This is a genomic window from Streptomyces sp. DSM 40868 (assembly GCF_011820545.1).
GTDB lineage: Bacteria > Actinomycetota > Actinomycetes > Streptomycetales > Streptomycetaceae > Streptomyces > Streptomyces eurythermus.
This window is the reverse complement of sequence record NZ_CP050504.1, coordinates 5486282-5512026: the sequence shown is the minus strand read 5'-3', so window position 1 is coordinate 5512026 and position 25745 is coordinate 5486282. Positions and strand designations below refer to the sequence as shown.

General features: G+C 72.2%; 24 protein-coding genes and 1 pseudogene. 15 read left to right on the top strand and 10 right to left on the bottom strand.

Annotated elements, in window-relative coordinates; genetic code table 11:
- Positions 1-31: 31 nt before the first annotated feature.
- On the bottom strand, positions 32-808 hold the full coding sequence (locus tag HB370_RS25285) for a hypothetical protein (RefSeq protein WP_051815446.1): 777 nt from the start codon (positions 806-808) through the stop codon (positions 32-34).
- A 124-nt stretch (positions 809-932) separates the two neighbouring features.
- Between HB370_RS25285 and HB370_RS25280 the strand changes: the two genes are divergently transcribed.
- Together HB370_RS25280 and HB370_RS25275 are read left to right on the top strand one after the other, a co-directional pair.
- Positions 933-2144, top strand: a complete 1212-nt coding sequence (locus HB370_RS25280) for a pyridoxal phosphate-dependent aminotransferase (protein WP_030778686.1) — start codon at positions 933-935, stop codon at positions 2142-2144.
- Positions 2145-2232: 88 nt separating this feature from the next.
- Positions 2233-2646, top strand: a complete 414-nt coding sequence (locus HB370_RS25275) for a hypothetical protein (RefSeq protein ID WP_030778684.1) — start codon at positions 2233-2235, stop codon at positions 2644-2646.
- A gap of 214 nt (positions 2647-2860) precedes the next feature.
- On the opposite strand, the gene HB370_RS25270 is transcribed toward HB370_RS25275, so the two are convergent.
- On the bottom strand, positions 2861-4684 hold the full coding sequence (locus HB370_RS25270; protein WP_030778682.1) for a phosphoenolpyruvate carboxykinase (GTP): 1824 nt from the start codon (positions 4682-4684) through the stop codon (positions 2861-2863).
- 289 nt (positions 4685-4973) lie between these two features.
- Here HB370_RS25270 and HB370_RS25265 point away from each other — a divergent pair, with 289 nt between their 5' ends.
- The gene (locus tag HB370_RS25265) at positions 4974-5687 is read left to right on the top strand and encodes a hemolysin III family protein (RefSeq protein WP_030778680.1); all 714 of its coding nucleotides are present in this window, start codon (positions 4974-4976) and stop codon (positions 5685-5687) included.
- Between the two features lie 58 nt (positions 5688-5745).
- Positions 5746-6480 carry a Mut7-C RNAse domain-containing protein gene (locus HB370_RS25260; protein WP_030778678.1) on the top strand — a complete coding sequence of 245 codons (735 nt, stop codon included), beginning with the start codon at positions 5746-5748 and terminating at the stop codon, positions 6478-6480.
- Positions 6481-6501: 21 nt separating this feature from the next.
- Here the strand turns inward: HB370_RS25260 and HB370_RS25255 are convergent, their stop codons facing one another.
- The 3 genes from HB370_RS25255 to mca all read right to left on the bottom strand — a co-directional run bounded on the left by HB370_RS25255 (position 6502) and on the right by mca (position 9766).
- Positions 6502-8526 carry a thioredoxin domain-containing protein gene (locus tag HB370_RS25255; protein WP_030778677.1) on the bottom strand — a complete coding sequence of 675 codons (2025 nt, stop codon included), beginning with the start codon at positions 8524-8526 and terminating at the stop codon, positions 6502-6504.
- A gap of 144 nt (positions 8527-8670) precedes the next feature.
- Positions 8671-8913 (bottom strand): hypothetical protein, encoded by a 243-nt coding sequence (locus tag HB370_RS25250; RefSeq protein ID WP_208974439.1) that lies wholly within the window; start codon positions 8911-8913, stop codon positions 8671-8673.
- The gene (gene mca / locus HB370_RS25245) at positions 8906-9766 is read right to left on the bottom strand and encodes a mycothiol conjugate amidase Mca (RefSeq protein WP_030778673.1); all 861 of its coding nucleotides are present in this window, start codon (positions 9764-9766) and stop codon (positions 8906-8908) included. The genes HB370_RS25250 and mca overlap by 8 nt, the downstream gene beginning before the upstream one ends.
- 124 nt (positions 9767-9890) lie before the next feature.
- On the opposite strand from mca, the gene HB370_RS25240 reads away from it, so the two are divergent.
- Positions 9891-10289, top strand: coding sequence for a DUF4307 domain-containing protein (locus HB370_RS25240; protein WP_030778672.1), 399 nt, complete (start codon positions 9891-9893; stop codon positions 10287-10289).
- Positions 10290-10483: 194 nt separating this feature from the next.
- Positions 10484-10981 carry a transcription elongation factor GreA gene (gene greA, locus HB370_RS25235; RefSeq protein WP_030778670.1) on the top strand — a complete coding sequence of 166 codons (498 nt, stop codon included), beginning with the start codon at positions 10484-10486 and terminating at the stop codon, positions 10979-10981.
- Between the two features lie 107 nt (positions 10982-11088).
- On the opposite strand, the gene HB370_RS25230 is transcribed toward greA, so the two are convergent.
- The 3 genes from HB370_RS25230 to ilvA all read right to left on the bottom strand — a co-directional run bounded on the left by HB370_RS25230 (position 11089) and on the right by ilvA (position 14392).
- Positions 11089-11946: an ABC transporter permease gene (locus HB370_RS25230; protein WP_030778667.1), complete on the bottom strand. Its 858-nt coding sequence runs from the start codon at positions 11944-11946 to the stop codon at positions 11089-11091.
- Positions 11943-12953: a daunorubicin resistance protein DrrA family ABC transporter ATP-binding protein gene (locus tag HB370_RS25225; RefSeq protein WP_030778665.1), complete on the bottom strand. Its 1011-nt coding sequence runs from the start codon at positions 12951-12953 to the stop codon at positions 11943-11945. The genes HB370_RS25230 and HB370_RS25225 overlap by 4 nt, the downstream gene beginning before the upstream one ends.
- A 209-nt stretch (positions 12954-13162) precedes the next feature.
- Positions 13163-14392 carry a threonine ammonia-lyase gene (gene ilvA / locus HB370_RS25220; RefSeq protein ID WP_030778663.1) on the bottom strand — a complete coding sequence of 410 codons (1230 nt, stop codon included), beginning with the start codon at positions 14390-14392 and terminating at the stop codon, positions 13163-13165.
- 161 nt (positions 14393-14553) lie between these two features.
- On the opposite strand from ilvA, the gene HB370_RS25215 reads away from it, so the two are divergent.
- The 3 genes and pseudogenes from HB370_RS25215 (at position 14554) to HB370_RS25205 (ending at position 16181) form a co-directional block, all read left to right on the top strand.
- Entirely contained in the window at positions 14554-15060 is a 507-nt protein-coding gene (locus HB370_RS25215) for a MarR family transcriptional regulator (RefSeq protein WP_030778661.1), read from the top strand.
- Between the two features lie 99 nt (positions 15061-15159).
- Positions 15160-15663, top strand: coding sequence for a sigma factor-like helix-turn-helix DNA-binding protein (locus HB370_RS25210; RefSeq protein WP_030778659.1), 504 nt, complete (start codon positions 15160-15162; stop codon positions 15661-15663).
- A gap of 268 nt (positions 15664-15931) precedes the next feature.
- Positions 15932-16181: pseudogene (locus HB370_RS25205) on the top strand (hypothetical protein).
- Between the two features lie 9 nt (positions 16182-16190).
- Here HB370_RS25205 and HB370_RS25200 read toward each other — a convergent pair.
- The gene (locus tag HB370_RS25200; protein WP_030778654.1) at positions 16191-17345 is read right to left on the bottom strand and encodes a cystathionine gamma-synthase; all 1155 of its coding nucleotides are present in this window, start codon (positions 17343-17345) and stop codon (positions 16191-16193) included.
- 177 nt (positions 17346-17522) lie between these two features.
- On the opposite strand from HB370_RS25200, the gene HB370_RS25195 reads away from it, so the two are divergent.
- The 5 genes from HB370_RS25195 (at position 17523) to HB370_RS25175 (ending at position 23443) form a co-directional block, all read left to right on the top strand.
- Positions 17523-18641, top strand: coding sequence for a hypothetical protein (locus HB370_RS25195; RefSeq protein WP_030778652.1), 1119 nt, complete (start codon positions 17523-17525; stop codon positions 18639-18641).
- A 356-nt stretch (positions 18642-18997) separates the two neighbouring features.
- The gene (locus tag HB370_RS25190) at positions 18998-20629 is read left to right on the top strand and encodes a M48 family metallopeptidase (protein WP_030778646.1); all 1632 of its coding nucleotides are present in this window, start codon (positions 18998-19000) and stop codon (positions 20627-20629) included.
- A 108-nt stretch (positions 20630-20737) separates the two neighbouring features.
- Positions 20738-21850: a hypothetical protein gene (locus tag HB370_RS25185; RefSeq protein ID WP_030778643.1), complete on the top strand. Its 1113-nt coding sequence runs from the start codon at positions 20738-20740 to the stop codon at positions 21848-21850.
- A gap of 88 nt (positions 21851-21938) precedes the next feature.
- Positions 21939-22604, top strand: coding sequence for a peptide-methionine (S)-S-oxide reductase MsrA (gene msrA, locus HB370_RS25180; protein ID WP_030778641.1), 666 nt, complete (start codon positions 21939-21941; stop codon positions 22602-22604).
- Positions 22605-22717: 113 nt separating this feature from the next.
- The gene (locus tag HB370_RS25175) at positions 22718-23443 is read left to right on the top strand and encodes a hypothetical protein (RefSeq protein ID WP_030778638.1); all 726 of its coding nucleotides are present in this window, start codon (positions 22718-22720) and stop codon (positions 23441-23443) included.
- A gap of 175 nt (positions 23444-23618) precedes the next feature.
- Here HB370_RS25175 and HB370_RS25170 read toward each other — a convergent pair whose 3' ends face one another.
- Positions 23619-24662, bottom strand: a complete 1044-nt coding sequence (locus tag HB370_RS25170) for an NAD(P)-dependent alcohol dehydrogenase (protein ID WP_030778636.1) — start codon at positions 24660-24662, stop codon at positions 23619-23621.
- Positions 24663-24831: 169 nt separating this feature from the next.
- On the opposite strand from HB370_RS25170, the gene HB370_RS25160 reads away from it, so the two are divergent.
- Positions 24832-25743, top strand: coding sequence for a helix-turn-helix transcriptional regulator (locus tag HB370_RS25160; protein WP_030778634.1), 912 nt, complete (start codon positions 24832-24834; stop codon positions 25741-25743).
- Positions 25744-25745 lie beyond the last annotated feature (2 nt).

Genomic DNA, 25745 nt, shown 5'->3' with positions numbered 1-25745 from the left:
GAGGCCCCCGGAGCCACCCCCGCCCACTCCGTCAGCGAGGCCACCTCGGGCCGCCGTGCCCGCGGTGGGGGCCGCCCGGGCGGTAGGTCGGCGAGGCGGTGGGGGAGGTCGTGGCCGTGGGGGCGGCGGACCGGCCGGCAGGGGACTCGGTGGTGGTCGGCCGGCCGCCGTCCGGGCCGCTCGCGGTGGTGTTCGGGCGCGGGGCGGCGGGGCGGGTGGGCGTGCTCGACGGCGCGGCCGCGGCGGGACGGGTCGCGGTGGCCGGGGCCGACGCGGGCGGCACGGTGGTGGGCGTGGCGTCACCGGCGCCCTCGCCGCCCGTGTCCTCCCCCTCGTTCCTGCCGTCCGTGCCGTCGCCGCGCGTCGTGGGGGCGTCGGCGGTCCGGCCGCCGTCGGCGGGGCGGGACCCGTCCGGGGAGCCGGCGCCGGACAGCGCGGCGATCACCGCGACGGTGCCGGCCACCGCCGCGAGGGCGCCGCCGGCGACCACCGAGCGCCGGCGTCCGCCCGCGCGCCGCCGTGCCCGCCCGCGCCCGGCCCGGCGCGATCCGGCTCGCCCCGCCCCGGCCCCGGAAAGCTCCGGCGGCGCGGGCTCGGCCGGTCCGTCGGACGCCCCGGTCACCGGGGGCAGCTCGCGCGTCGCGTCGTAGTCGTTCTGCCAGCCGTGCGCGGCGGCCGGGTCGGCGTACTCCTCGTACGCGGGGGCCGGAGCCGGCAGCGGGTGGTACACGTTCGGCCGGAGGCCGGGCGGGCCGCCCGCCCCCTGCGGCACGTGCGCCGCCGCTTCGTACTCCCGTTCCGTGGACATGTCAGCGGATTCTAGGGACGCAAGGCGCCCGGAAGACATTCGGCGGCGCTTTCCGGGCAACCTGGTGTCCCGGGTGGTGGAAAACACCGCCCATGCGGCACGAGGGGGCCGTAAGCTCACGGACATGCAGGTGATCCAGTCGACCAAGCTCGCCAACGTCTGTTACGAGATCCGGGGCCCGGTTCTCGAGGAGGCCATGCGGCTGGAGGCGGCGGGCCACCGCATCCTCAAGCTCAACACCGGCAACCCGGCCGCCTTCGGCTTCGAGTGCCCCCCGGAGATCCTGGAGGACATCCTCCGCAACGTCTCCACGGCGCACGGCTACGGCGACGCCAAGGGCCTGCTCGCCGCCCGCCGCGCGGTCGTGATGCACAACCAGACCATCGGCATCGAGACGGACGTCGAGCACGTCTTCATCGGCAACGGCGTCTCCGAGCTGATCGTGATGGCGATGCAGGCCCTGCTGGACGACGGCGACGAGGTCCTGGTGCCGGCCCCGGACTATCCGCTGTGGACGGCGGCCGTCTCCCTGTCCGGGGGGACGGCGGTGCACTACCGCTGCGACGAGCAGTCCGACTGGATGCCCGACCTCGCCGACATCGAGCGCAAGGTCACCGACCGCACCAAGGCGATCGTCGTCATCAACCCGAACAACCCCACGGGCGCGGTGTACGACGAGGAGGTGCTCAAGGGGCTGACGGACATCGCCCGCCGGCACAACCTGCTGGTCTGCTCGGACGAGATCTACGACAAGATCCTCTACGACGGCACCACGCACACCCCGACCGCGAAGGTCGCCCCCGATCTGCTCACCCTCACCTTCAACGGCATGTCGAAGGCGTACCGGGTGGCCGGTTACCGCGTCGGCTGGATGTCGGTCTCCGGCCCGCGCGCCCACGCCGACTCCTACATCGAGGGCCTGACGATCCTGGCGAACATGCGGCTGTGCGCCAACATGCCGGGGCAGCACGGGGTGGTCGCCGCGCTCGGCGGACGTCAGTCGATCAACGACCTGGTACTGCCGGGCGGGCGGCTGAAGGAGCAGATGGACGTCGCCTACGACCTGCTCACCGCGATCCCGGGCGTCAGCTGCGTACGGCCCAAGGGCGCGCTGTACCTCTTCCCCCGGCTGGACCCGAAGGTCTTCAAGGTCAAGGACGACCGGCAGCTGGTCCTGGACCTGCTGCGGCAGGAGAAGATCATGGTCGTCCACGGCACCGGCTTCAACTGGCCGGAGCCCGATCACTTCCGGGTGGTGACCCTGCCGGCGGTCGGTGATCTCCGGGACGCCGTCACCCGCATCGGCACCTTCCTGGACGGATACGGCCAGCCGTAGCCGGCGGACCGCGTTCCGTGACTCGACTCAACTTTAGACGAAATCCAATGTAGGATGGTTTCCTGTCAGAGCACAGGAGGCCATCCCCATGTACGAACCGATCCGCTCCAAGTCGGTCCACAGCACGATGGCCGGCGCCTGCGACTTCCCCCACCGGTCGCGCGAGGAGGAGCTGGACATCCAGCTCGCCGGACACCTCGCCGCACTGCTCGCGGTCACCGACGAACTGCGCGCCCTGACCCCGTCCGCCGACCTGGACACCGCCGCGGAACGCCTCGCGGCCCAGGTGGCCCGGCTGCGCGGCGGCCGGGCGCCGCTGCGCGCGGCACCGGCCGTGGCGGGCGACCCGGCCGCACTGCACCGGCGGGCGCACACCCTCGCCGGACGCGCCCTCGTGGTCGCCGCCTCCCGCGCGGACACCGCGGTGGCGATCCTCGCGGCCGAGCGGATGGACGCCCACGCCGCCGGCACCGACCCGAAGACGCTCAGCCCGGCCCACTGACCCCGCCGAGGGGTCCCCCAGTCGGCCCCGGTCCGCGCGCACCCGCAGCGACGCGCGGACCGGGCGCCATCCATCCCGCCGGCCCCGCCGCCCAAAGCCCGGGGCCCCGCACGCCGTTGTGCGGGGCCCCGGGCGGGTGGTCACCGCGGCCGGTCGTGACGATCGCTGGTCAGGGCACATCCGGACCGGCCGCGGAGTCTTTCGGGTACGGGGCTCAGCCCAGGCGCTCCAGCAGCGCGTGGTACTGGTCCCACAGCTCCTTCGGGGTGTGGTCGCCGAAGGTGTTCAGGTGCTCGGGGACCAGGGCGGCCTCCTCGCGCCAGACCTCCTTGTCCACGGTGAGCAGGAAGTCCAGGTCGGCCTCGGGCAGTTCGAGCCCGTCGGTGTCCAGCGCGCCCTTGGCCGGCAGGATGCCGATCGGGGTCTCGACACCCTCGGCCCTGCCCTCCAGCCGCTCCACGATCCACTTCAGGACACGGGAGTTCTCGCCGAAGCCCGGCCAGACGAACCGGCCCTCGTCGTCCTTGCGGAACCAGTTGACGTAGTAGATCTTCGGCAGCTTGGACTGGTCCTTGTCCTTGGCCACGTCGATCCAGTGGGCCATGTAGTCGCCCATGTTGTAGCCGCAGAACGGGAGCATGGCGAACGGGTCGCGGCGCAGCTCGCCGACCTTGCCCTCGGCCGCCGCGGTCTTCTCGGAGGCCACGTTGGCGCCGAGGAAGACACCGTGGTTCCAGTCGAAGGACTCCGTCACCAGCGGCACGGCCGTGGCCCGGCGGCCGCCGAACAGGATCGCCGAGATCGGCACGCCCTTGGGGTCCTCCCACTCGGGCGCGATGATCGGGCACTGCGAGGCCGGCACGGTGAAGCGGGCGTTGGGGTGAGCGGCCGGGGTGCCGGACCCGGGCGTCCAGTCGTTGCCCTTCCAGTCGGTCAGGTGGGCCGGGGGCTCCTCGGTCATGCCCTCCCACCACACGTCGCCGTCGTCGGTGAGCGCGACGTTGGTGAAGACCGCGTTGCCCCACAGGGTCTTCATCGCGTTGGCGTTGGTGTGCTCGCCGGTGCCGGGCGCGACGCCGAAGAAGCCGGCCTCGGGGTTGATCGCGTACAGCCGGCCGTCCTCGCCGAACCGCATCCAGGCGATGTCGTCGCCGACGGTCTCCACCGTCCAGCCGGAGATCGTGGGCTCCAGCATGGCGAGGTTGGTCTTGCCGCAGGCGGAGGGGAAGGCGGCGGCGACGTACTTGGCCTCGCCCTGCGGCGGGGTGAGCTTCAGGATCAGCATGTGCTCGGCCAGCCAGCCCTCGTCACGCGCCATGACCGAGGCGATACGCAGCGCGTAGCACTTCTTGCCGAGCAGGGCGTTGCCGCCGTAGCCGGAGCCGTAGGACCAGATCTCGCGGGTCTCGGGGAAGTGCGAGATGTACTTGGTCTGGTTGCACGGCCAGGGGACGTCCTCCTGGCCCGGCTCCAGCGGGGCGCCCAGCGTGTGAACGGCCTTGACGAAGAAGCCCTCCTCGCCCAGCTCGTCCAGGACGGCCTGGCCCATGCGCGTCATCGTGCGCATGGAGACGGCCACGTACGCGGAGTCGGTGATCTCCACGCCCAGCGCGGACAGCGGGGAGCCGAGCGGGCCCATGCAGAACGGCACGACGTACATCGTGCGGCCCCGCATCGAACCGCGGAACAGGCCCTGGTCGCCGGTGAAGATCTCCCGCATCTCGGCGGGGGCCTTCCAGTGGTTGGTCGGGCCCGCGTCCTCCTCCTTCTCGGAGCAGATGAAGGTGCGGTCCTCCACGCGCGCGACATCGGTCGGGTCCGAGGCGGCGTAGTAGGAGTGCGGGCGCTTGACCGGGTCGAGCTTCTTGAACGTTCCCTTGGCGACCAGCTCCTCGCACAGCCGCTCGTACTCGGCCTCGGAGCCGTCGCACCAGACCACCCTGTCCGGCTGCGTCAGTTCGGCGATCTCGTTGACCCACGAGATCAGTTCCCGGTGGTTGGTGGGGACGACGGTGGGAGCCGCGTTGTCGCGCGCCACGATTGCTCCTAAGTGAGGGTTTTCGGGTGTGTTCGCCCCGTGGGGGCCGCGACCCGGATGCTTCGTAGCCGCTCATCCGGTGCCGACCGCACTCATTTGATCATCCGAGTCTAGTGCCCATCTGTCCAGAGGGCATCACAGGTGAGCGGCGTGAGGAATCCCACGGTGTCCAGGTTGTTTTGCGTCCACGTTGGGTTCAGCTGAAGGACTTTTTGCCAACCACGCGGGAGTGACCTGGATGCGTACGCATTGACGTTTGATTTACGAAGCCGTCGGTACCATGCCCCGCATGACTGCGTCCGTCCCCGACGCGCCCACGGACACGCCGGCCGCCGGCCGCGGTCCCGTCGCGCTTTCCCTGCCGCATCCGGTCAAGCCCCGACTCCGCGGGTGGCTGCACCTCGGCATGTTCCCGGCCGTACTCATCGCGGGCCTCGTACTCACCGCCCTCGCCGACTCGACCAGAGGCCGCATAGCCTGCGGCATCTACGTCCTGACGGCGTGTCTGCTCTTCGGCGTCAGCGCCCTGTACCACCGGGGCAACTGGAGCCCCCGCATGGACGGCGTGCTGCGCCGACTGGATCACGCCAACATCTTCCTGATCATCGCGGGCACCTACACCCCGCTGACCCTGCTGCTCCTGCCCGACTCGAAGGGCCGCTGGCTGCTGTGGGGCATCTGGGCCGCCGCGGCGGCCGGCATCGTCTTCCGCGTCTTCTGGGTCGGCGCCCCTCGCTGGCTGTACACGCCCTGCTACATCGCGATGGGCTGGGCGGCCGTGTTCTTCCTGCCCGACTTCCTGCGCGCCGGCGGCATCGCCGTCCTGGTCCTGGTCGTGGTCGGCGGTCTGCTGTACAGCGTCGGCGGCGTGATCTACGGCATCAAGCGCCCGAACCCGTCACCGCGCTGGTTCGGCTTCCACGAGGTCTTCCACTCCTTCACCCTCGCCGCGTTCGTCGTGCACTACGTCGGCATCTCGCTGGTCGCCTACCAGCACGCGTAAGCCGCCCCCGGAGAAAAAACGCCGAGGTCCGCGCGGGGTCCCGTGCGATGCTGGCCGGGTGAACGCAACCGAGATCCACGTCGAAGTCGACCCCGCGCTCCATCTGTTCGTGCCGGCCGCCCGCCGGCACGGGGCCACGGCGCTGGCCACCGACGGCGTCTCGACGCTCGGCCACGTCATCGAGTCCCTCGGCATCCCGCTCACCGAGGTCGGCACCCTGGTCGTGGACGGCCGCCCGGTCCCGCCCGGGCACATCCCGGGCGCCGCCGAGCGGGTCGTCGTACGCCCGGTGGAGCGCCCCCAGCGGGTGCCCGGCGCGCCGCTGCGCTTCCTCCTCGACGTCCATCTCGGCACGCTCGCCCGCCGGCTGCGGCTGCTCGGCGTGGACACGGCGTACGAGTCCACGGACATCGGCGACCCGGCGCTCGCCGCCCGCTCGGCGGCCGAGAAGCGGGTGATGCTCAGCCGTGACCGGGGCCTGCTGCGCCGCCGGGAGCTGTGGGCCGGCGCGTTCGTCTACAGCACCCGCCCCGACGACCAGCTCGACGACATCCTGGACCGCTTCGACCCCGAGCTGCGGCCCTGGAGCCGCTGCACCGCGTGCAACGGCCTGCTGCGGGAAGCCGCCAAGGAGGAGATCGCCGACCAGCTCGAGGGCGGCACCCGGCGCACGTACGACGCGTTCGCCCAGTGCGCGGACTGCGGTCGCGCGTACTGGAAGGGCGCGCACCACGATCAACTGGAAGCGATCGTGGAACGCGCCCTGAACCGGCGCGGCGCGGTACGGCGCTGACGCCCGCTCACCCGCTGGGCGTCAGGTCAGCTTCGCCCGCAGCGCCTCCGGGTCCGTCACCGGCAGGTCGCAGACGAAGCCCCGGCAGACGTACGCGGCCGGGGCGCCGTCGATGAGGGTGCGGCCGGCCAGCAGCGGGAACTCGTCGCCGTCCGGGGTGCCGCAGGCGACGACGGCACCCGGGGCCGCGCCCAGCAGGGCCGTACGGTGCAGGGCGGCCGTCCGCTCGTCGTCCGGGCCGGGTCCCACGACGGCCACCTCGCGCGGCCCGTCGAGCAGCGCCTCGGCGACGGCCAGCCCCCACCCGATGAACCGCGGCACCCGCGGCCCGAGGGTCTTCACGACCCCCAGCGCCCGCTCGGCGGCCACCCGGTGGGCCTCGGAACCGGTGTGCGCGGCGTAGCCCAGCAGGGCCCCGGCCGCGGCGGTCCAGCCGGAGGGGGCGGCGTTGTCGGTGGGGTCCTGGGGCCGGCGGATCAGCCGCTCGGCGTCGGAGGCGGTGTCGAACAGGGCGCCGGTGGCCGGGTCGGTGAACCGGACCAGGACCTGGTCGAGCAGCAGTCCGGCGAAGTCCAGCCAGACGCCCTCGCCGGTGACCGACGCGAGCGCCAGGAAGCCCTCGGCCACATCGCCGTAGTCCTCCAGCACGCCCGCGTTGGGGCCGACCCGGCCGTCCTTGCTGGTGCGCGCGAGCCGGGCGTGTTCGTCCAGGTGGACGCGGACGAGCAGATCGGCGGCGCCGAGCGCGGCCTCGACCAGGTCCGGCCGGCCGAAGTAGGCGCCGGTCTCGGCGAGCGCGGCGACGGCGAGCCCGTTCCAGGCGGCGACGACCTTGTCGTCCCGGCCGGGGGCGGGCCGCCGGGCACGGGCGTCGAACAGCCGGCGCCGCACGGACGCGATCTTCTCGGCGTCGAACACGCCCTCCGTCTGCGGCAGTCGCAGCACCGACTGCCCGTGCTCGAAGGTGCCCTCCTCGGTCACGCCGAAGTACTGGGCGGCGAGTCCCGCGTCGTCCCCGAGGACCTCGCGCAGCTGCGCGGGCGTCCACACGTAGTACGCCCCCTCCACGTGCCGTCCGGTGCCGTCGTCGCTGTCGGCGTCGAGGGCGGAGGCGAACCCGCCCTCGGGGGTGCGCAGTTCGCGGACGAGGAAGTCGGCGGTCTCCAGCGCCACCCGCCGGGCGAGGTCCGAACCGGTGGCCCGCCACAGATGCGCGTACACCCGGCACAAAAGGGCGTTATCGTACAACATCTTCTCAAAATGGGGCACCGTCCAGTCCCGGTCGACGGAGTACCGGGCGAACCCGCCGCCGAGCTGGTCGTAGATCCCGCCCCGCGCCATCCGCTCACAGGTGTCCACGGCCATCTGCAACGCGCCCTCGGCGCCCGTGCGGGCGTGGTGGCGCAGCAGGAACTCCAGCACCATGGACGGCGGGAACTTGGGCGCCCCGCCGAATCCTCCGCGCTGCGGGTCGTACTCGCGGGTGAGGCCGAGCAGGGCCTGGGCGAGCTCCTGCTCGCCGGGCGCCTCGGCGGCCTGCCGGACGATCTCCCGCTGGGCGAGATCCCGGACGATCTTCCCGGCGACCTCGCCGACCTCCTCCCGCCGGGTGGTCCAGGCCTGCTGGACGCCCTCCAGCACCTGCCGGAAGGAGGGCATGCCGTGGCGCGGGGCGGGCGGGTAGTACGTGCCGAAGTAGAAGGGTTCGGCGTCGGGCGTGAGGAACACGGTCATGGGCCAGCCGCCGTGCCCGGTGGCCGCCTGGACCGCCTCCATGTACACGGCGTCCACGTCCGGCCGCTCCTCGCGGTCGACCTTGACGCTGACGAAGTGCTCGTTGAGGTAGTCGGCGGTGCCCTGGTCCTCGAAGGACTCGTGGGCCATGACGTGGCACCAGTGACAGCTGCTGTACCCGACGCTCAGCAGGACGGGTTTGTTCGTGCGGCGGGCCTCGGCGAAGGCCTCGGCCGACCATGGCCACCAGTCGACGGGGTTGTCGGCGTGCTGGAGCAGATACGGGGACGTCTCATGGGCCAGTCGGTTCACCGTTCCACTCTCCCACGGGCTCCGGCGCCGCGTAGGGCCCACGGCGACCGGCGCGCGGCAGGGACCGGACCGCCACGGCCGCGAGGTGACGGGCGTGGCGGTGCCGGTGTGGTGGTGAGCCCGGGGGCCCTACGGCGCGGGGCCCTACTGCGCCGGGGAGCCGGCCTGCTTCCCGGCCGGCTCCGCCCCGGTTTCCGGGGCCTCCTTGAAGTCGACCTTCTGCATGTGCTTGCTCATCGACTTCATCAGGCCCCAGACGGCCACGGCCATCACCGCGAAGACGATGAAACCGAGGACGCCGGGGGTGACCTTGTTCTGGTCCACCTCCTTGGCGAGGGGGACCAGGTGCGTCATTGCGAGGCTCACGCTTGCGCTCATGTCAGGCATTGTCCCGGATGCCCGCGAAGAGGTCGTCCTCGGGGAGGGAGGTATCGACCAGAGACTTCGCGAGCTCGTACTCCTCGGTGGGCCAGACCTCCTTCTGGAGCTCCAGCGGCACCTTGAACCAGCCGCCGTCCGGGTCGATCTGCGTGGCGTGGGCGATCAGCGCCTTGTCGCGGATCTCGAAGAAGTCCGCGCACGGAACGTGCGTGGTGAGCGTGCGCTCGGTGCGCTCCATCTCGTCCCAGCGCTTGAGCCAGTCCCCGTACGGCGACTCCAGGCCGCGGTCGAGCATGGCCTGGTGCAGGGCCTCGGTGCGGGGGCGGTTGAAGCCCTGGTTGTAGTACAGCTTCAGCGGCTGGTAGGCGGGCCCGTACTCGTCCTCGGGGTACTTCCCGGTGTCCGCCGCGCCCTCGAACGCCACCATGGAGATCTTGTGGGTCATGATGTGGTCGGGGTGCGGGTAGCCGCCGTTCTCGTCGTAGGTGGTGATCACCTGCGGGCGGAAGGAACGGATCTTCCGCACCAGCTCACCGGCCGCCTTGTCGACGTCCTCCAGGGCGAAGCAGCCCTCGGGCAGCGGCGGCAGCGGGTCGCCCTCCGGCAGCCCGGAGTCCACGAAGCCCAGCCACTCCTGCTTGACGCCGAGGATCTCGCGGGCCTCGTCCATCTCCTTCTTGCGCACCTCGTGGATGTGCTCCTCGATGTACGCGTCACCCTGCAGCTTGGGGTTGAGGATGGAACCGCGCTCTCCGCCGGTGCACGTCACCACCAGCACGTCCACCCCCTCGGACACGTACTTCGCCATGGTGGCCGCGCCCTTGCTCGACTCGTCGTCGGGGTGCGCGTGAACGGCCATCAGTCGCAACTGGTCAGTCAAGACTCAATCCTCGGTAACTCGGCGCCCCCGTGGCTCCGGGCGCAGTCGGCGGCTTCTATAGTGACTCAATCGGGGGGCGAATAATTCCGCGGAGAGGACGATCATGAGTACCGCGAGCACGCGGCTGCCCGAGGGCCGCTACGGCCGCTCCTCGGACGAGCGCGCCGACCGCAAGCTCAGGATCGCCGCCTCGGTACTGGGGGCGGCCCTGCTGGCCCTGGTCGGCTACTTCGCCTACCACTACGTGGCGCGGAGCGAGATCAGCGCCCAGGTCATCACCTTCCAGGCGTCCGACGACACGGTGAAGGTCCATCTGGAGGTCCACAAGGACTCCGGCACCTCCGGCTACTGCACCGTGCGGTCCCAGTCGGACGACGGCACCGAGGTGGGCCGGGCGGACTTCCGGTTCTCCGGGTCGGACACGCGCATCGACAAGGTCGTCACGCTCCGTACGACCGCGCGGGGGACGACGGCCGAGCTGCTGGGCTGCCACGCCGACTGACGGCCGGCCGGCGGACACTCCCCGGCGCCACCCGGAATACGCGGCTCCTGACCTGCGTTGATGAGATTTACACGGCTTATGTCCTCCCCCTTTCGCCCATGAATTGTTAGGCTCGTGGTTTCGCCCATCCATGAGGGAACATTCTTCTGGGTAGGGCGATGCTTTGTATTCCCAGTACCGACGAGGAGCACCCTGTGACCCAGACCAGCGAGAACGTCACCTGGCTGACCCAGGAGGCGTACAACAAGCTCAAGGACGAGCTTGAGTACCTTACTGGTCCTGCGCGCACGGAGATCGCCGCCAAGATCGCGGCTGCGCGTGAGGAGGGCGACCTGCGTGAGAACGGCGGGTACCACGCGGCCAAGGAGGAGCAGGGCAAGCAGGAGCTGCGCGTGCGCCAGCTGACCCAGCTCCTCGAGAACGCCAAGGTCGGCGAGCCGCCGGCCGCGAACGGTGCCGTCGCCCCGGGCATGGTCGTCACGATCGCCTTCGACGGTGACGAGGACGACACGCTGACGTTCCTGCTCGCCTCCCGCGAGTACGCGAGCGCCGACATCGAGACCTACTCCCCGCAGTCCCCGCTGGGCGCGGGCGTCATCGGCCACAAGGTCGGTGAGGACGCGGAGTACGAGCTGCCCAACGGCAAGAAGGCCTCCGTGCGGATCCTGAAGGCCGAGCCCTACACCGGCTGACCCGGGCCACTGTCCGCTTCGGGCCCCCGGCCCCCTTCGGGGCGGCCGGGGGCTTTGTCATGTGCGGACCCGGGGAGCGGGCCCGTGGCCGCCCGTCGGTCCGGTGGTCAGGCGGTCGCGGAGCGGTACTTGCGCACCGCGAGGGTGCGGAAGACGACGACGATCAGGACCGAGTAGATCAGCGAGGCCCACACCGGGTGCTGCATCGGCCAGGCGCCCGAGGCGGACTGCCCGGGGTTGGCGAACAGCACGCGGGCCGCCTGGACGGTGGCGCTGAACGGGTTCCACTCGGCTATGTGGCGCAGCCAGGGCGTCATGTTGGCGGTGTCCACGAACGCGTTGGAGAGGAAGGTGACCGGGAAGAGCCACACGAGCCCGCCGGAGGTGGCCGCCTCCGGGGTGCGCACGCTCAGGCCGATCAGCGCGCCGATCCAGGTGAACGCGTAGCCGAGCAGGAGCAGCAGCCCGAACGCGGCGAGGACTCGGCCGGGGTTCGTGTCGCCGTCGGAGCCGGTCCGCCAGCCGACCAGCAGTGCGACGATCGCGAGGACCAGCACGGTGAGCGCGGTCTGCACCAGGTCGGCGAGGGTGCGGCCGGTCAGCACCGCGCCGCGCGCCATGGGCAGGGAGCGGAAGCGGTCGATGAGCCCCTTGTGCATGTCGTCGGCGATGCCCGCACCGGCGCCCGCGGTGGCGAAGGTGACGGTCTGCGCGAAGATGCCGGCCATCAGGAAGTTCTTGTAGTCGAGCGCGCTGGTGCTGGCGCCGATCTTCATGGAGCCGCCGAACACATAGGTGAACAGCACCACGAACATGATCGGCTGGATCAGCCCGAAAATTAACATTTCGGGGATCCTGGACATGCGAATCAAGTTACGCCGGGCAACGATCAGCGAGTCCCGGACGGACCGGCCGACGGCGGTGCCGGGTGCGGGCGCGGGCGCGGCGTCGGTGACGGCGCTCATTTCACGGCCTCCTTGCCGTTCCGTTCCTTCTGCTGGTGCGGCGCGTCCGACCGGTCCTGGTCGGTGCTCTCGGCCGCGTGTCCCGTCAGGGACAGGAAGACGTCGTCGAGGGTGGGGCGGCGCAGCCCGATGTCGTCGATCCCGATCCCGCGGGTGTCCAGCTCGCGGATGATCTCGGCGAGCAGCTTGGCACCGCCGCTGACGGGCACCGTCAGCCGACGGGTGTGCTCCTCGACCGCGGTCTCCCCCTTGCCGAGGTTGCGCAGCACCTCCGCCGCGGTCGCGATGTGCTCCCGGTCCTGCACCACGACCTCGACGCGCTCGCCGCCGGTGCGGGCCTTGAGCTGGTCGGAGGTGCCCTGGGCGATGACCCGGCCGTGGTCGACGACCGCGATGTCATGGGCCAGGTGGTCGGCCTCCTCCAGATACTGCGTGGTGAGCAGCAGTGTCGTACCCCCGGAGACCAGCTGCTTGATGACCTCCCACAGCTGCTGGCGGTTGCGCGGGTCGAGACCCGTCGTCGGTTCGTCCATGAACATCACCGGCGGGGAGACCACGAGGGCGGCGGCGAGGTCCAGCCGGCGGCGCATGCCTCCGGAGTAGGTCTTGGCGGGGCGGTCAGCGGCGTCCGCGAGATGGAACTGCTCCAGCAGCTCCGCCGCGCGGGCCTTGGCCGCCTTCGCCCTCATCTGGTAGAGCTGTCCGACCATCTGCAGGTTCTCCCGGCCGGTCAGATACTCGTCCACCGCCGCGAACTGGCCGGACAGGCCTATGGAGCGGCGCACGGCGTCGGGGTGGCGCAGCACGTCCACGCCCGCGACGACCGCCTTGCCGCTGTCGGGGCGCAGCAGCGTCGTCAGGCAGCGGACCGTCGTCGTCTTGCCGGCGCCGTTCGGCCCGAGCAGGCCGAGGACGGTGCCTTCGGGCACGTCCAGGTCGACGCCGTCCAGTGCCCTTACGTCGCCGAAGGTCTTCACCAGACCTTCGGCATAGATGGCCCCTGGCATGTCTGTCTCCACCTCGTCGGGATTTTCGGGACGGACTCTTCGCAAAAGCTAGGTGTATTCGCCCGGCCGCGCCCCCTTTTTTCCGCACCGGCGCGGGCAACGTCTCACACGGGTGCCGACAGGCAGCCCGGCGACCACACGAGATACCGTAACGCGATGTATCGCGTCTCTCAAGAGGCTTCACCCAAAAGGGTGGTTGGCCGTCGGGGTCAGGCGATGACCGTGTAGCCGGCGTCCCGCAGGGCCCGGCCGAGCTCCGCGCAGTGCGCCGGGCCCTTGGTCTCCAGGTGCAGCTCCACCTCCGCCTCGGTGAGCCCGAGGCGCGGGTCTGTGCGGACGTGGCTCACGTCGAGGACGTTGGCGTCGGCCGCCGACAGCACCCCGAGGAGCGTGGCGAGCGCGCCCGGCCGGTCCGTCAGCCGTAGCCGCACGGCCAGGTAACGGCCCTGCGCGGCCATGCCGTGCCGCAGCACGCGCTGCATCAGCACCGGATCGACGTTGCCGCCGGAGAGCACCGCGACGACCGGTCCCTCGAAGGTCTCCGGCGCGGCCAGCAACGCGGCGACCGGGCTCGCCCCGGCCGGCTCCACGACCAGCTTGGCCCTCTCCAGGCAGAGCAGCAGCGCCGCCGACAACTCGTCCTCGCTCACCGTGCGCACCTCGTCGACCAGCTCGTCGACGATCCCGAACGGCACCACGCCGGGCCGTCCCACCCTGATGCCGTCGGCCATCGTCGCCGGGTTCCGCAGCGACACCGGACGCCCGGCGGCCAGCGAGGGCGGGTAGCAGGCGGCGCCCTCCGCCTGCACGCCGACGACCCGGACGTCCGGCCGCAGCGCCTTGACCGCCACCGCGATCCCGGCCGCGAGCCCGCCGCCGCCCATGCCGACGACTATCGTGCGCGCCTCGGGGCACTGCTCCAGGATCTCCAGGCCGACCGTGCCCTGCCCGGCGATCACGTCCGGGTGGTCGAAGGGATGGATGAACACGGCGCCGGTCCGGGCCGCGTACTCCTCGGCGGCGGCCAGCGTCTCGTCGACCACGTGACCGTGCAGGCGCACCTCTGCGCCGTAGTCCCGGGTCGCGCTCACCTTGGGCAGCGGCGCGCCCTGCGGCATGAACACCGTGGCGTGCACGCCCAGCAGCGAGGAGGCCAGCGCCACGCCCTGCGCGTGGTTGCCGGCGCTCGCGGCCACCACACCGGCGGCCCGCTCCTCCGGCAGCAGCCCGGCGATCCGCACATAGGCGCCGCGCAACTTGAACGAGCCGGTCCGCTGAAGGTTCTCGCACTTCAGGTGCACCGGCGCGCCGACCAGCCGGGACAGGTACCGGCTGCCCTCCAGCGCGGTCACCCGGGCCACGCCCGACAGCATCTTCCGGGCACCGCGCACATCGTCGAGGGTGACGGAACGCAAGGATTCGGCCGTGCGGTAGCTCATATCACCAGCATCGCAGTTCACATTTGCGCACGCCGGATGTGACCAAGCTGCGAGACCGGTTCGCACAGCGCCGGTACGGCGCCGCTCCCGGCCGCGTACCCTGTCCCCCAACCCAGCAGCCCTCATGAAGTGAGCCTCCGGCCATGCCCACAACACCAGAAATGTCGATGGACATGACGACCGTCGGTGACACCGGTCTTCTCGACACCCTTCAGCACGAGGTGGCGCTGTTCGCCCGCCGTGCCGAGCAGACACGGCTCGGCGGCTTGGGCCAGGTGCGCAACTCCATGGACCGTGCCGCGTATCTGCTGCTCAACCGCCTCGACAGGGAAGGCCCGATGGGGGTCAAGGCGCTCGCGGCGAGCATGGGCATCGACTCCTCCACGGTCACCCGGCAGGTGGCGCCCCTGGTCGACACCGGCCTGGTCAAGCGCACCTCGCACCCGGAGGACGGGCGGGCGGTGGTGCTCCAGCTGTCGCCGCGCGGCGCCGCCCGGCTGGAGGAGGTGCGCTCGTCCCGGCGTCAGCTCATGGCCGAGCTGACACACGACTGGGCGCCGGAGGAGCGCGAGCAGTTCTGCACGCTCCTGACCCGCTTCAATCACGCGCTCTCCGCGCGGATGGCGATGCAGGGCGTTCCGGCGGCGGAGCAGCCCTCGGCCTCCTGAGCCACGCGTCGCACCGGACGGGTCCGACGTCTTGACCCCGGGCCGCCCCTGGCTTGATATGAGACCGGGTCCGGACGGGCCCCGTCGGGGGGAGGCGCGGTGCGTGATCGGCAGCCGGCCCGCGGTGAGCGCCGGGCCCTGGAGTTCGAGGCGTTCGTGGCGGGCGCGGCGGGGCGCCTGCTGCACGCGGCCACGCTGCTCACCGCGGAGGCACCGGACGCCAACCCACGCGCGCGGCGCCTGCTGACGCTCGCCCTGGCCCACACCTACGCCCGCTGGGACCGGCTGCGCGGCGAGGACCCGTACGACTGTGCCCGCCAGTACCTCGCCACCCGCTTCGCGCACACCACCTGGCACCCCCACGGCGCCTTCGGCCACGCCCGGACCGGTCCGCGCGGGCCGCTCGCCGGGCTCACCCCGCGGGAGCGGCTGGTGCTGGTCCTGCGGATCTACGAGGGGGTGGCCGAGGAACAGACGGCGGCGCTGCTCGGTCTGCCCGCGGAACGCGTCCACACCATCTGCGAACGCGCGACGGCGACCGTGCTACATCCCGCCCGGACGGCTTCGGCGGTCCGGGCGCCCGCGAAGGCGGCCCCGTCATGACCGGCGCCGCCGGGGGCTTGCTCAGGCCGGTGGGGGAATGCGCTGCCGCGTGTGGTGCGAAACGCGCGGCGGAGCGGACGCGTCGCCCTACGCGCGCGTGCGTGAGCGCGGGGAGGGACGCGGACGGTGCCGTAGTACCGCCACCCGGCCCGACAGATGGCGCCGCCGTACCGCCACCCGGCCCCACGGACGGTGCCGTACGGCCGTCGGGGCCGGCGGACGGGGCGGTAGCGCCGTCGTACCCGCCCGGCCGGTGCCGGAGGCCCTGGTGAGGCGGGGGGAGCGGGAGGCCGCCGTGCGCGCGGTCATGGAGCGGGCCGTCGCGCCGGTGCCGCCCGGAGCTGTGCGCGGACGCGGTGCTCCGCGGGGACCGTCTGCTGCGGCGCCGGCGGCTCGCGCGGCGGGCGCTGTGGCTGCTGGCGTGCGCGGCGGTCCTCGCGTTCACCGTGTGGGCGGCCGAGGCCCGCCCGTGGGCGGAGTCGTCCTCGCGGACGAGTCCGCCGGTCACCGGCCGGTGACGCCGGTCGCTAGCCGAGGGCCTGCTTGAGGTCCTCCAGCAGGTCGTCGACGTTCTCGATGCCGACGGACAGGCGCACCAGGTCGGCGGGGACCTCCAGCTGGGAGCCGGCCACGGAGGCGTGCGTCATCCGGCCGGGGTGCTCGATCAGGGACTCGACACCGCCGAGGGACTCGCCGAGGGTGAACACCTCGGTACGGGCGCACACCTCCAGCGCGGCCTCCTCGCCGCCCGCGACGCGGAACGACACCATGCCGCCGAACGACCTCATCTGCTTGGCGGCGACCTCGTGGCCGGGGTGGTCGGGCAGGCCCGGGTAGTACACCTGCGTCACGCGCGGGTGCCGGGTCAGCATGTCGGCGACCTTCGTGGCGTTCTCGCCGTGCCGGTCCATGCGCACCGCGAGGGTCTTGGTGCCGCGCAGCACCAGCCAGGAGTCGAAGGGGCCGGCCACGGCGCCCATCGCGTTCTGGTGGTAGGCCAGCTCCTCGCCCAGCGCCTGGTCGGCGACGACCAGCGCACCGCCGACCACGTCCGAGTGGCCGCCCATGTACTTCGTGAGCGAGTACACGACGACGTCCGCGCCGAGGGCCAGCGGCTGCTGGAGGTAGGGGGTGGCGAAGGTGTTGTCGACGACGAGCTTCACGCCCGCGTCGTGGGCGACCTGGGCGACGGCGGCGATGTCGGTGATGCCGAGCAGCGGGTTGGAGGGGGTCTCCACCCAGACGGCCTTCGTCTTCGGCGTGATCGCGGCCCGTACGGCGGCCGGGTCGGCGGTGTCGGCGACGGACCACTCCACGCCCCAGCGGGTGGCGACCTTGGCGAAGAGCCGGAAGGTGCCGCCGTAGGCGTCGTCCGGGATCACCACGTGGTCACCGGGGCCGAGGAGAGTACGCAGCAGCGTGTCCTCGGCCGCCAGACCGGACGCGAAGGCGAGGCCGCGGCGACCGCCGTCCAGCGCGGCGAGGTTCTCCTCCAGGGCGGTCCGGGTCGGGTTGGCGCTGCGGCTGTACTCGTAGCCGCCCCGCAGCCCGCCGACGCCGTCCTGCTTGTAGGTCGAAACCTGGTAGATCGGCGGGACGACCGCGCCGGTGAGGGGATCCGCGGTGTTGCCCGCGTGGATTGCGAGGGTCTCGAAGTGGTCGCTGATGTGCCTGTCGCTCATGTGCATCGAGCGTAATGCGCCCGGCCGGTTCCTGACGCCCGGCGAGAGGTGTTCGCCAGGTTCTGCAACGTTGCTGTCACGCTGTGACCGGAGTTGCTGTCATGCTCTGATCGAGAGTTTTCCACAGGATCGCGGCGGGGTTCGCCAATTGTCGGCGGGGTCTGGTTCGCTTGGGACATGGCGATTCTCTGGCTGCTGATGGCGCTGCTCGTGCTGAGCCTCGTCCTGCTCCCGGTTCTGCGGCGCGGGCGCGGCGGGATCCAGCGGGTTCCGGCGGGACACCCGGACGCCGCCGACCCGGCGGCCTACGGCTTCCTGCGCGAGGAGGAGCTGGACGTGCGCCTGCCCGGCCCGGACCAGGACCTGCTGGAGACCCTGGAGCTGGTGCAGCGCACGCAGGACTACCGGGCCGCCGCCCAGTTGCTGGCCGGCACCGAGGCCGGGGGCGAGCTGCGCTGGCAACGGGTGCAGGCCTTCGCCGGCGCCGCCGCGCTGGAGCTGCGGCAGCGGCCGGGCGGAGTGCACGAGACGCCGGGCGGCCAGTGGCTGCGCGTGTGGCGGGCCGAGAAGCCCAAGGACGCGGGCGGTGCCGCCGTGCACGCGGAGTTCCTGGTGCAGCAGGCCTGGCGGACGGCGACGCCGGGCACGGACGAGTTCCGGATCATCATGGAGGAGGCCCGCAAGACCTGCGCGGAGGCCGCCCTGCTGGCCCCCGGGGACCCGGTGCCGTACGTCATAGAGCTGTCCGTCGCGCGCGGGCTGGCCTATCCGCACGCCGAGTTCGAGCAGCTGTGGGCCAAGATCCTCGACCGGGCCCCGTATCACATGGGCGCGCATATGGCCGCGCTGCACTACTGGTGCGAGAAGTGGCACGGCTCCCGTGAGCAGGCGTACTCCTTCGCGCAGAGCGCGGCGGCCCGCGCCCCGGAGGGCTCGCTGCTCGCCGCGCTGCCGCTGTTCGCGGTGTTCGAGCACCTCCCGGAGGTGAACCTGGTCGCGAGCTTCTACCAGAGCGAGGTCGTCGCCAAGGCGATCCACGGCGCGCTGCACGCGGTGCACTCGGCCGGCCCCGACGACCCGACCCTCCCCCACGTCCGGCACCTGCTGGTCTTCTTCCTGGTCCGCGCCGAACGCTGGGCGGAGGCCATGGACCAGCTCATACACGTCGACGGGCATGTGGGCGCGCTGCCGTGGACCCTGTCCGAGGACCCGGCCGCCGCGTTCGCCCTCCACCGCGCACTGGCGGTCGCGGGCTACGAGGCCAACGGCGGTAGCCCGGCGACCCTGCCCGGCTGAGAGCGACCCTGCCCGGCTGAGGAAGCGCGGGGACTGCCCGGGCGTGGGAACGCCGGTCCGCCCGGGCGAGCGGACACCGGGTGCTCCCGAGCGGGCGAACAGGCTCCGCAACCGCACCCCGCCCGCCTTTACGCGCCCCTCACATTGCCCTCCTGACCTGCGGTAGGGCATACTCCGCATCCCCCCACACACATCGCATCACCAGTCTCACAAGCACCACCAGCACCATCCCGCCGGTACCACTGGCACCACAGCATCACCCGCACCGACCGGCCATCGGCCCGGTGCGTCCTTCCTGTCCTTTTCCGCCGCTTCGTCATGTCCCTTTTCCGGGATCCTGTGGGGGGATCTGCCCGATGGGCGCAACGCTGCGCGCACTGCGCGCTCTCGTTCTGCTGCTCGGCTTCTATCTGCTGAGCATCGTCCTGCTCGCCGCGCTGGCCGGCGTCGACGTCCTCGTGTACAGCTGGGGACACGGCCCGCTCACCGCGAAGGTCGGCTTCGTCACGGTGCTGCTGGCCATCCCCGTGGTCCGCGGCATGCTGATGCTGCGCACCCCGAAGGGCGAGGACCCGCCCGGCCTCCCGGTCACCGACACCGATGAACCCCGGCTGTGGGCGCTGGTGCGCGAGCTGGCCGCGGCGGCCGGCACCCGCGCCCCCGACCGCGTCCTGCTCACCGGCGAGGTCAACGCCTCCGTCAGCGAGGACCCGCGACTGCTCGGCCTGCTGCCCGGCCCGCGCCGCCTCACGCTCGGCGTGCCGCTGCTGATCGGCCTGACCGAGGCCCAGCTGCGGTCCGTGCTCGCCCACGAGTTCGGTCACTTCGCCGGCGGCGACACCCGGCTGTCCGCGCTGGTGGTGCGCGGACGCGTGCAGATCGGCCGGGTCATCGGGCAGTTCCACGCCAAGGCGGACGGCAAGGTGGCCGCCGACCGGGCCCGGCAGGAGCGGGCGTCCGCCAAGCGGGTCGCCAAGGGCCGCAAGGCCAAGGAGATCGACACCACCGGTGTCGGGGCGACGTACCGGACGATGGCGCGGATCTACACCGCCTACGGCAAGCTCTATCTGCGCGCCTCCTTGTCCACCGCGCGCGGTCAGGAGTACGCCGCCGACCTGACCGCCGCCCGGATCGCCGGGCGGGACGCGACCGCGTCGGCGCTGCGCGAGATCCCGGCCCTGTCCGCCTCCCACGACTTCTACCTGGACTCCTACGCCACGCTGGGTCTGCACGTCCGGCTGCTGCCGCCGCGCGGCGAGTTCTTCGGCGGCTTCGGCCGGCTGCTGACCGCCCGGGAGCCGGAGCTGGCGGGGCTGCGCGCGGAGCTGCCGGAGATGCCGGTGGGACCGTACGACTCCCACCCGCCGATCGCCGACCGGGTACGGCGGATCGAGGCGCTGCCCGCCGACGGGCGCACCGACGAGGGCCGGGGCGCCGCGCTGACGCTGCTGACCGACCCGGAGCGCACCCTGGGCGCGCTGGAGGACGCCGTCCTCCTGGACGAGCTGCTCGTCTGCCCGCGCGCCGCCGGCTGGGAGGAGCTGCTGAACGCCTCGATGACCGCGGGCCTGTCCGCCACGCAGACCCCGCTGCACCGGGCGCTGACCGCCTACACCGGGCAGCCGGCCACGCTGCCCGCGCTGCTGGACGTCATCGACGACGGCCGGCTGTGGCGGCTGGCGGAGCGGCTGCCGCTGTCGGAGCAGGCGGCGGCCGCGAAGGGGCGGGCGTTCCGCGAGTTCGTACGGCCGGCGCTGCTGGGTTCGTTGCGCACGATGGTGCTGGCCGAGTTCAGCGCCTGTTCGCTGCTGAGCTGGGAGTTCTCCTGGACCAGCCCGGCGACGGTACGGCTGCCCGGTTGGGCGGCGGGCGCCGGGGACGACAACCCCGAGGCCGAGCTGGACGCGGCCCTGGAGGCGGCGGTCGCCGACCGCCCCGACACCGCCCGGCTGCGCGCGCTGCTGCCGCCGGCGGTCCAGAACGCCTGACCCGTCGACTCCGCCTGGCCCGCCGGCCCCCCCTGATCCGCCGACCCCGCCCGGCCGCGGGCTCCTTTCCACCCGCCGGCCTCATTCGACACGAACGGACCGACCCGCATGACCGTCCTCTTCTGGATCCTCGGCATTCTGGCCGTCCCCACGGCGATCTTCCTGCTGTGGCTGCTCTGGGTGTTCCTGAAGGAACTCTTCTCGCCGAGCCCCGACGACGGGGACGCCGAGGCCGCGCAGGCCGCCAAGGCCGCAGCGAAGCTCGGTCTGCTGCCCGCCGAGCGGCAGAACACCGAGCTCGCCGCGCCGCTGCCGGAGCAGTGGACGGCCGCGCTGGCCGCCGTGCGCGGCGGTGACTGGCAGCCCGCCGCCGACCTGCTCGCGGCGGTGGGCCGGGACTGGGACCGCCGCTCGGCGCTCGCCTATCTGCTGGCCGACCGCGCGGCCGAGGAGGACGCGTGGCTGCTGGCCTGGGAGGCGGCCCGGCCCGACGACCCCGACGCGGCCGTGGTCCGCGCGCGCAGCACGGTGATCCTGGCCTGGAAGATCCGGGGCGCGAAGGCGGCGAAGTACACGACCCGGGAGCAGGCCGAGGGCTTCCACCGCACGCTGACCTCCGCGCGCGCGGATGTCGCGCGGGCGGCGGCGCTGAACCCCGACGACCCGACCCCGTTCGTCGCGGAGATCTGGGTGGCGCTGGGCCTCGGCTACCCGAACGCGCGGATGGACGAACTGTGGACGGAGATCACCTCGCGTGCCCCGCACCACTACGAGGCGCACTTCTCGGCGCTGCAGTACTGGTGCGCGAAGTGGCGCGGCTCCGAGCGGCTCGCCCGCGAGTTCGCCGAGCGGGCGGCGGCCGGCGCGCCGCTGGGCAGCCTGCTGACCGTGCTGCCGCTGATCGCGCACTTCGAGCACGACGAGTCGGACGACACCGAGGCCGACAACACGCCGGAGATGCGGGCCCGGGTCGAGGCGGCGCTCGCGGACGCGGCGGCGGCCGACCCGTCCCACCCGAGGCTGCCGGAACTGCGTCACCTGCTGGCGTACTACCTGCACCTCCAGGGCCGCAACGAGGCGGCGCTGGAGCAGTTCCGGCTGGTCGACGGGCATGTGAACGCGCTGCCGTGGCGCCACGACAGCGACATGGCCGGCTACTACTGCCGGGTGCGGAACACGACGGTCGCCCTGGCGGAGGAGGCGGCGACGGCGGGCGTCTGACCGGAATGCGGGGGGCGCGCGGGGCGTTGTACGGGTGCCGTCGCCGCCGAGGCGGGCGGCACCCAGCCCCGACCGACAGGGAGACCCGATGCTCTTCGGCCGCACACCCCAGCTGCCCACCCCCGAGCAGGCGCTCAAGGGCCGCCCCGAGCCGGCCTACACGGTCCCGGAACGCCACACGGTCCTCGGCACGCCGCTGCTCGGCCCCTACCCCGAGGGCCTGGAGATCGCCGACTTCGGCCTGGGCTGCTTCTGGGGCGCCGAGCGCAAGTTCTGGCAGCTCCCGGCGGGCGTGTTCACGACCTTGGTCGGTTACCAGGGCGGTTACACGGAGAACCCGACGTACGAGGAGGTCTGCTCGGGCCTGACCGGTCACACGGAGGTGGTCCGGGTGGTGTACGACCCGCGCCAGATCTCGTACGACGGCCTGCTGAAGACCTTCTGGGAGTCGCACGACCCGACGCAGGGCTTCCGGCAGGGCAACGACGTGGGGACGCAGTACCGTTCGGCGATCTACACGCACACCCCGGAGCAGGCCGCGGCGGCGGAGGCCTCCCGCGACGCCTACCAGAAGGTCCTGACCTCCTCCGGCTACGGCATGATCACCACGGAGATCCTTCCGGCCGAGGGCCGCGCCTTCCACCCGGCCGAGGCGTACCACCAGCAGTACCTGGACAAGAACCCGGCGGGTTACTGCGGCCTGGGCGGCACCGGCGTGTCCTGCCCGGTCGGCATCGCCCGCACCGGGAGCTGACGGCTTCCGGGCGGCTTCGACGCGCACCGGCGGCGGCCGGGGGCGGTAAATCGCGCGACGGCTCCGGCTCGCGGCCCGTACATTCGCCCCTTGCGTCTGTTGAAGGGGAGGGCATGGGCAGTCCGGTGTTTCTGATCGGTGGCGGCTGGGACCGCGCCGAGGTGTACGAACCGTTCCTGCGCCAGGTGCGCGGCGCCCGGCGGATCGGGTGTCTGATCGTCGACGAGGGCGACGGGAAGGCGCAGTTCGAGCGGTACGCGGGGGCGCTGGGCAAGGCCGGGCCGGCGTGCGTGCCGGTGCCGCTGCTCGTCCCGCTCGGCGGCCGGTTCGAGCCGGAGACCGCGCTGGACGGGATCGACGGGCTGCTGGTGTGCGGGGGGCTCACGCCCGCGTACCAGGAGGCGCTCGCGGAGTGCCTGGAGCGGCTGCCGGGGCTGCTGGCCGAGCGTGGGCTGCCGTACGCGGGCTTCTCCGCCGGTGCCGCCGTGGCCGCGCGGCGGGCCGTGGTCGGCGGATGGCTGGTGGACGGCGTGCCGGTGTGCCCGGAGGAGACCGGGGAGGATCTGGCGGAGGTCGAGGTCCGGGCTGGGCTCGGGCTGGTGCCGTTCGCGGTGGACGTGCACGCCGCCCAGTGGGGGACGCTGGCCCGGCTGGTCGCGGCGGTCGGCCGGCGGCAGGCGCCGTACGGGGTCGCCGTGGACGAGAACACGCTGCTCGGCGTCCACGCCGGCGAGGCCCGGGTGTCCGGCACCGGCCGGGTACACGTGGTACACCCCGCCCCGGACGGAAGCGTGACGGTACGGGCGTACAGCGCCGGCGAGGGCTTCGCCCTCCAGTAGGGGGAAGGGCAGTGCCCCGAAGGGGCGCGGGGAACTGCGCGACCAGCCACAACGGACCCGCGGCCGGCAGACAACCCTGGGCAGGCACACGCCCCGCCGCCGGCCGCAGCCCGGCAAGGACTACGGCCGGCGAGGACTGACGGCCGGCCAGGACTACGGCCAGGCGGACCGCAGGTCAGATCGTGGCGGTGTCGATCACGAAGCGGTACCGGACATCGCTGGCCAGCACCCGCTCGTACGCCTCGTTGATCTCGGACGCGGCGATCAGCTCTATCTCCGCGCCGATGCCGTGCTCCGCGCAGAAGTCCAGCATCTCCTGGGTCTCGCGGATGCCGCCGATCATGGAGCCCGCGAGGGTCTTGCCGCCGCCGATCACCGAGAAGAGGTTGAGGGAGACCGGCTCCTCGGGGGCGCCCACGTTCACCAGCGCGCCCTCCGTCTTCAGCAGCGACAGGTAGGCGTTGAAGTCCAGCGGGGCCGACACCGTGGACACGATCAGGTCGAACGTGCCCCGCAGCTCCTCGAAGGTCTTCGGGTCGCTGGTGGCGTAGTAGTGGTCGGCGCCCAGCTTGAGGCCGTCGTCCTTCTTGCGCAGGGACTGCGACAGCACGGTCACCTCGGCGCCGAGCGCGTGCGCGATCTTGACACCCATGTGGCCGAGGCCGCCCATGCCGAGGATCGCGACCTTCTTGCCGGGGCCGGCGTTCCAGCGCTTCAGCGGGGAGTACGTGGTGATGCCGGCGCACAGCAGCGGCGCGGCCACGTCCAGCGAGAGCCCGTCGGGGATGCGGACGACGTAGTTCTCGTCGACGACGATCTTCTGCGAGTAGCCGCCGTAGTTGGGCGTGCCGTCCCGGCCGATGGCGTTGTACGTGGGGCCGAAGCTGCCGTTCAGGCAGTACTGCTCCTGCCCGGCCCGGCAGTTCTCGCACTCACGGCAGGAGTCGACCAGGCAGCCGACGCCCACCCGGTCGCCGACCTTGAACTTGGTCACACCGGGGCCGACCTCCGACACGACGCCGGCTATCTCGTGGCCGGGGACCATCGGGAAGATCGCCTCGCCCCAGCCCTCCCGGGCCTGGTGGATGTCGGAGTGGCAGATACCGGCGAACTTGATGTCGATCAGGACGTCGGCCTCGCCGACCGCGCGTCGCTCGATGGTCGTGCGCTCCAGCGGAGCCTTCGCGGCGGGGGCGGCGTATGCGGCAACAGTGGTCATGCCGGGGGTTCTCCTAGCGGTCGTTCTCGCGCCCGGTCCTGGTACCGGGCACGGCGTCCAGCCTGCCGCAGGACCGGCGGGGTACCCAGACCACGCCTTTGCGTACGACCGCTGTGCCTACCACCAGCGAGGTCAGGCTCACGGGCATACGACCAGGAATACTGGACGTATGGACAGCAGGGACGAGCAGCCGGAGACCACGAACAGCACCGGCGGGGCCCTGGACCGGCGGGCGGAGCTGAGCGAGTTCCTGCGCAGCCGACGGGCCCGGCTGAAGCCGGAGGACGTGGGACTGTCCGGCTTCGGGCGGCACCGCCGGGTGCCGGGGCTGCGCCGGGAGGAGCTGGCGCAGCTGGCCGGAGTGTCGGTGGCGTACTACACCCGGCTCGAGCAGGGCAACGGACGGAATGTGTCGGCGGAGGTGCTGGACGCGATCGCGCGGGCCCTCAGGCTGACGGACGCCGAGCACGCCCATCTGACGCATCTGGCCAAGCCGAAGGCGCTGAAGAAGAAGCAGGTGGCGCGCCAGCAGCAGGTACGCCCGGCGCTGCGGCAGCTGTTGCAGACCATGGAGTCCGTGCCGGCGTACGTCGTCGGCCGGCGCGCGGAGATCCTCGCCTGGAACCGGATGGCGGCGGCCCTCTTCGGCGACTGGGCCGAGGTGCCGCCGGCCGAGCGGAACTGGGCGCGGCTGGTGTTCCTGCGCCCCGAGTACCGGGAGCTGTTCGTCGACTGGGAGCAGAAGGCGATCGACATCGTGTGCGCCCTGCGCATGGACGCGGGCTGCCATCCGGACGATCCGAAGCTGTCGGCGCTGGTGGGCGAGTTGTCGGTGAAGAGCGAGGAGTTCCGCCAGCTGTGGGCCACGCACGACGTCAAGGAGAAGAGCCATGGCGTCAAGCACCTGCACCACCCCTTGGTGGGCGACCTCGCGCTGAACTTCGAGAGCTTCCGCCTGACGGACGGCTCGGAGCAGTCCCTGGTCACCTATCACGCCGAGCCCGGCTCCCCCACCGCCGAGTCCCTGCGCCTGCTGGCGAGCTGGGGCACGGACGCCACCCGGGCGGTTCCCTCGGCGTGAGC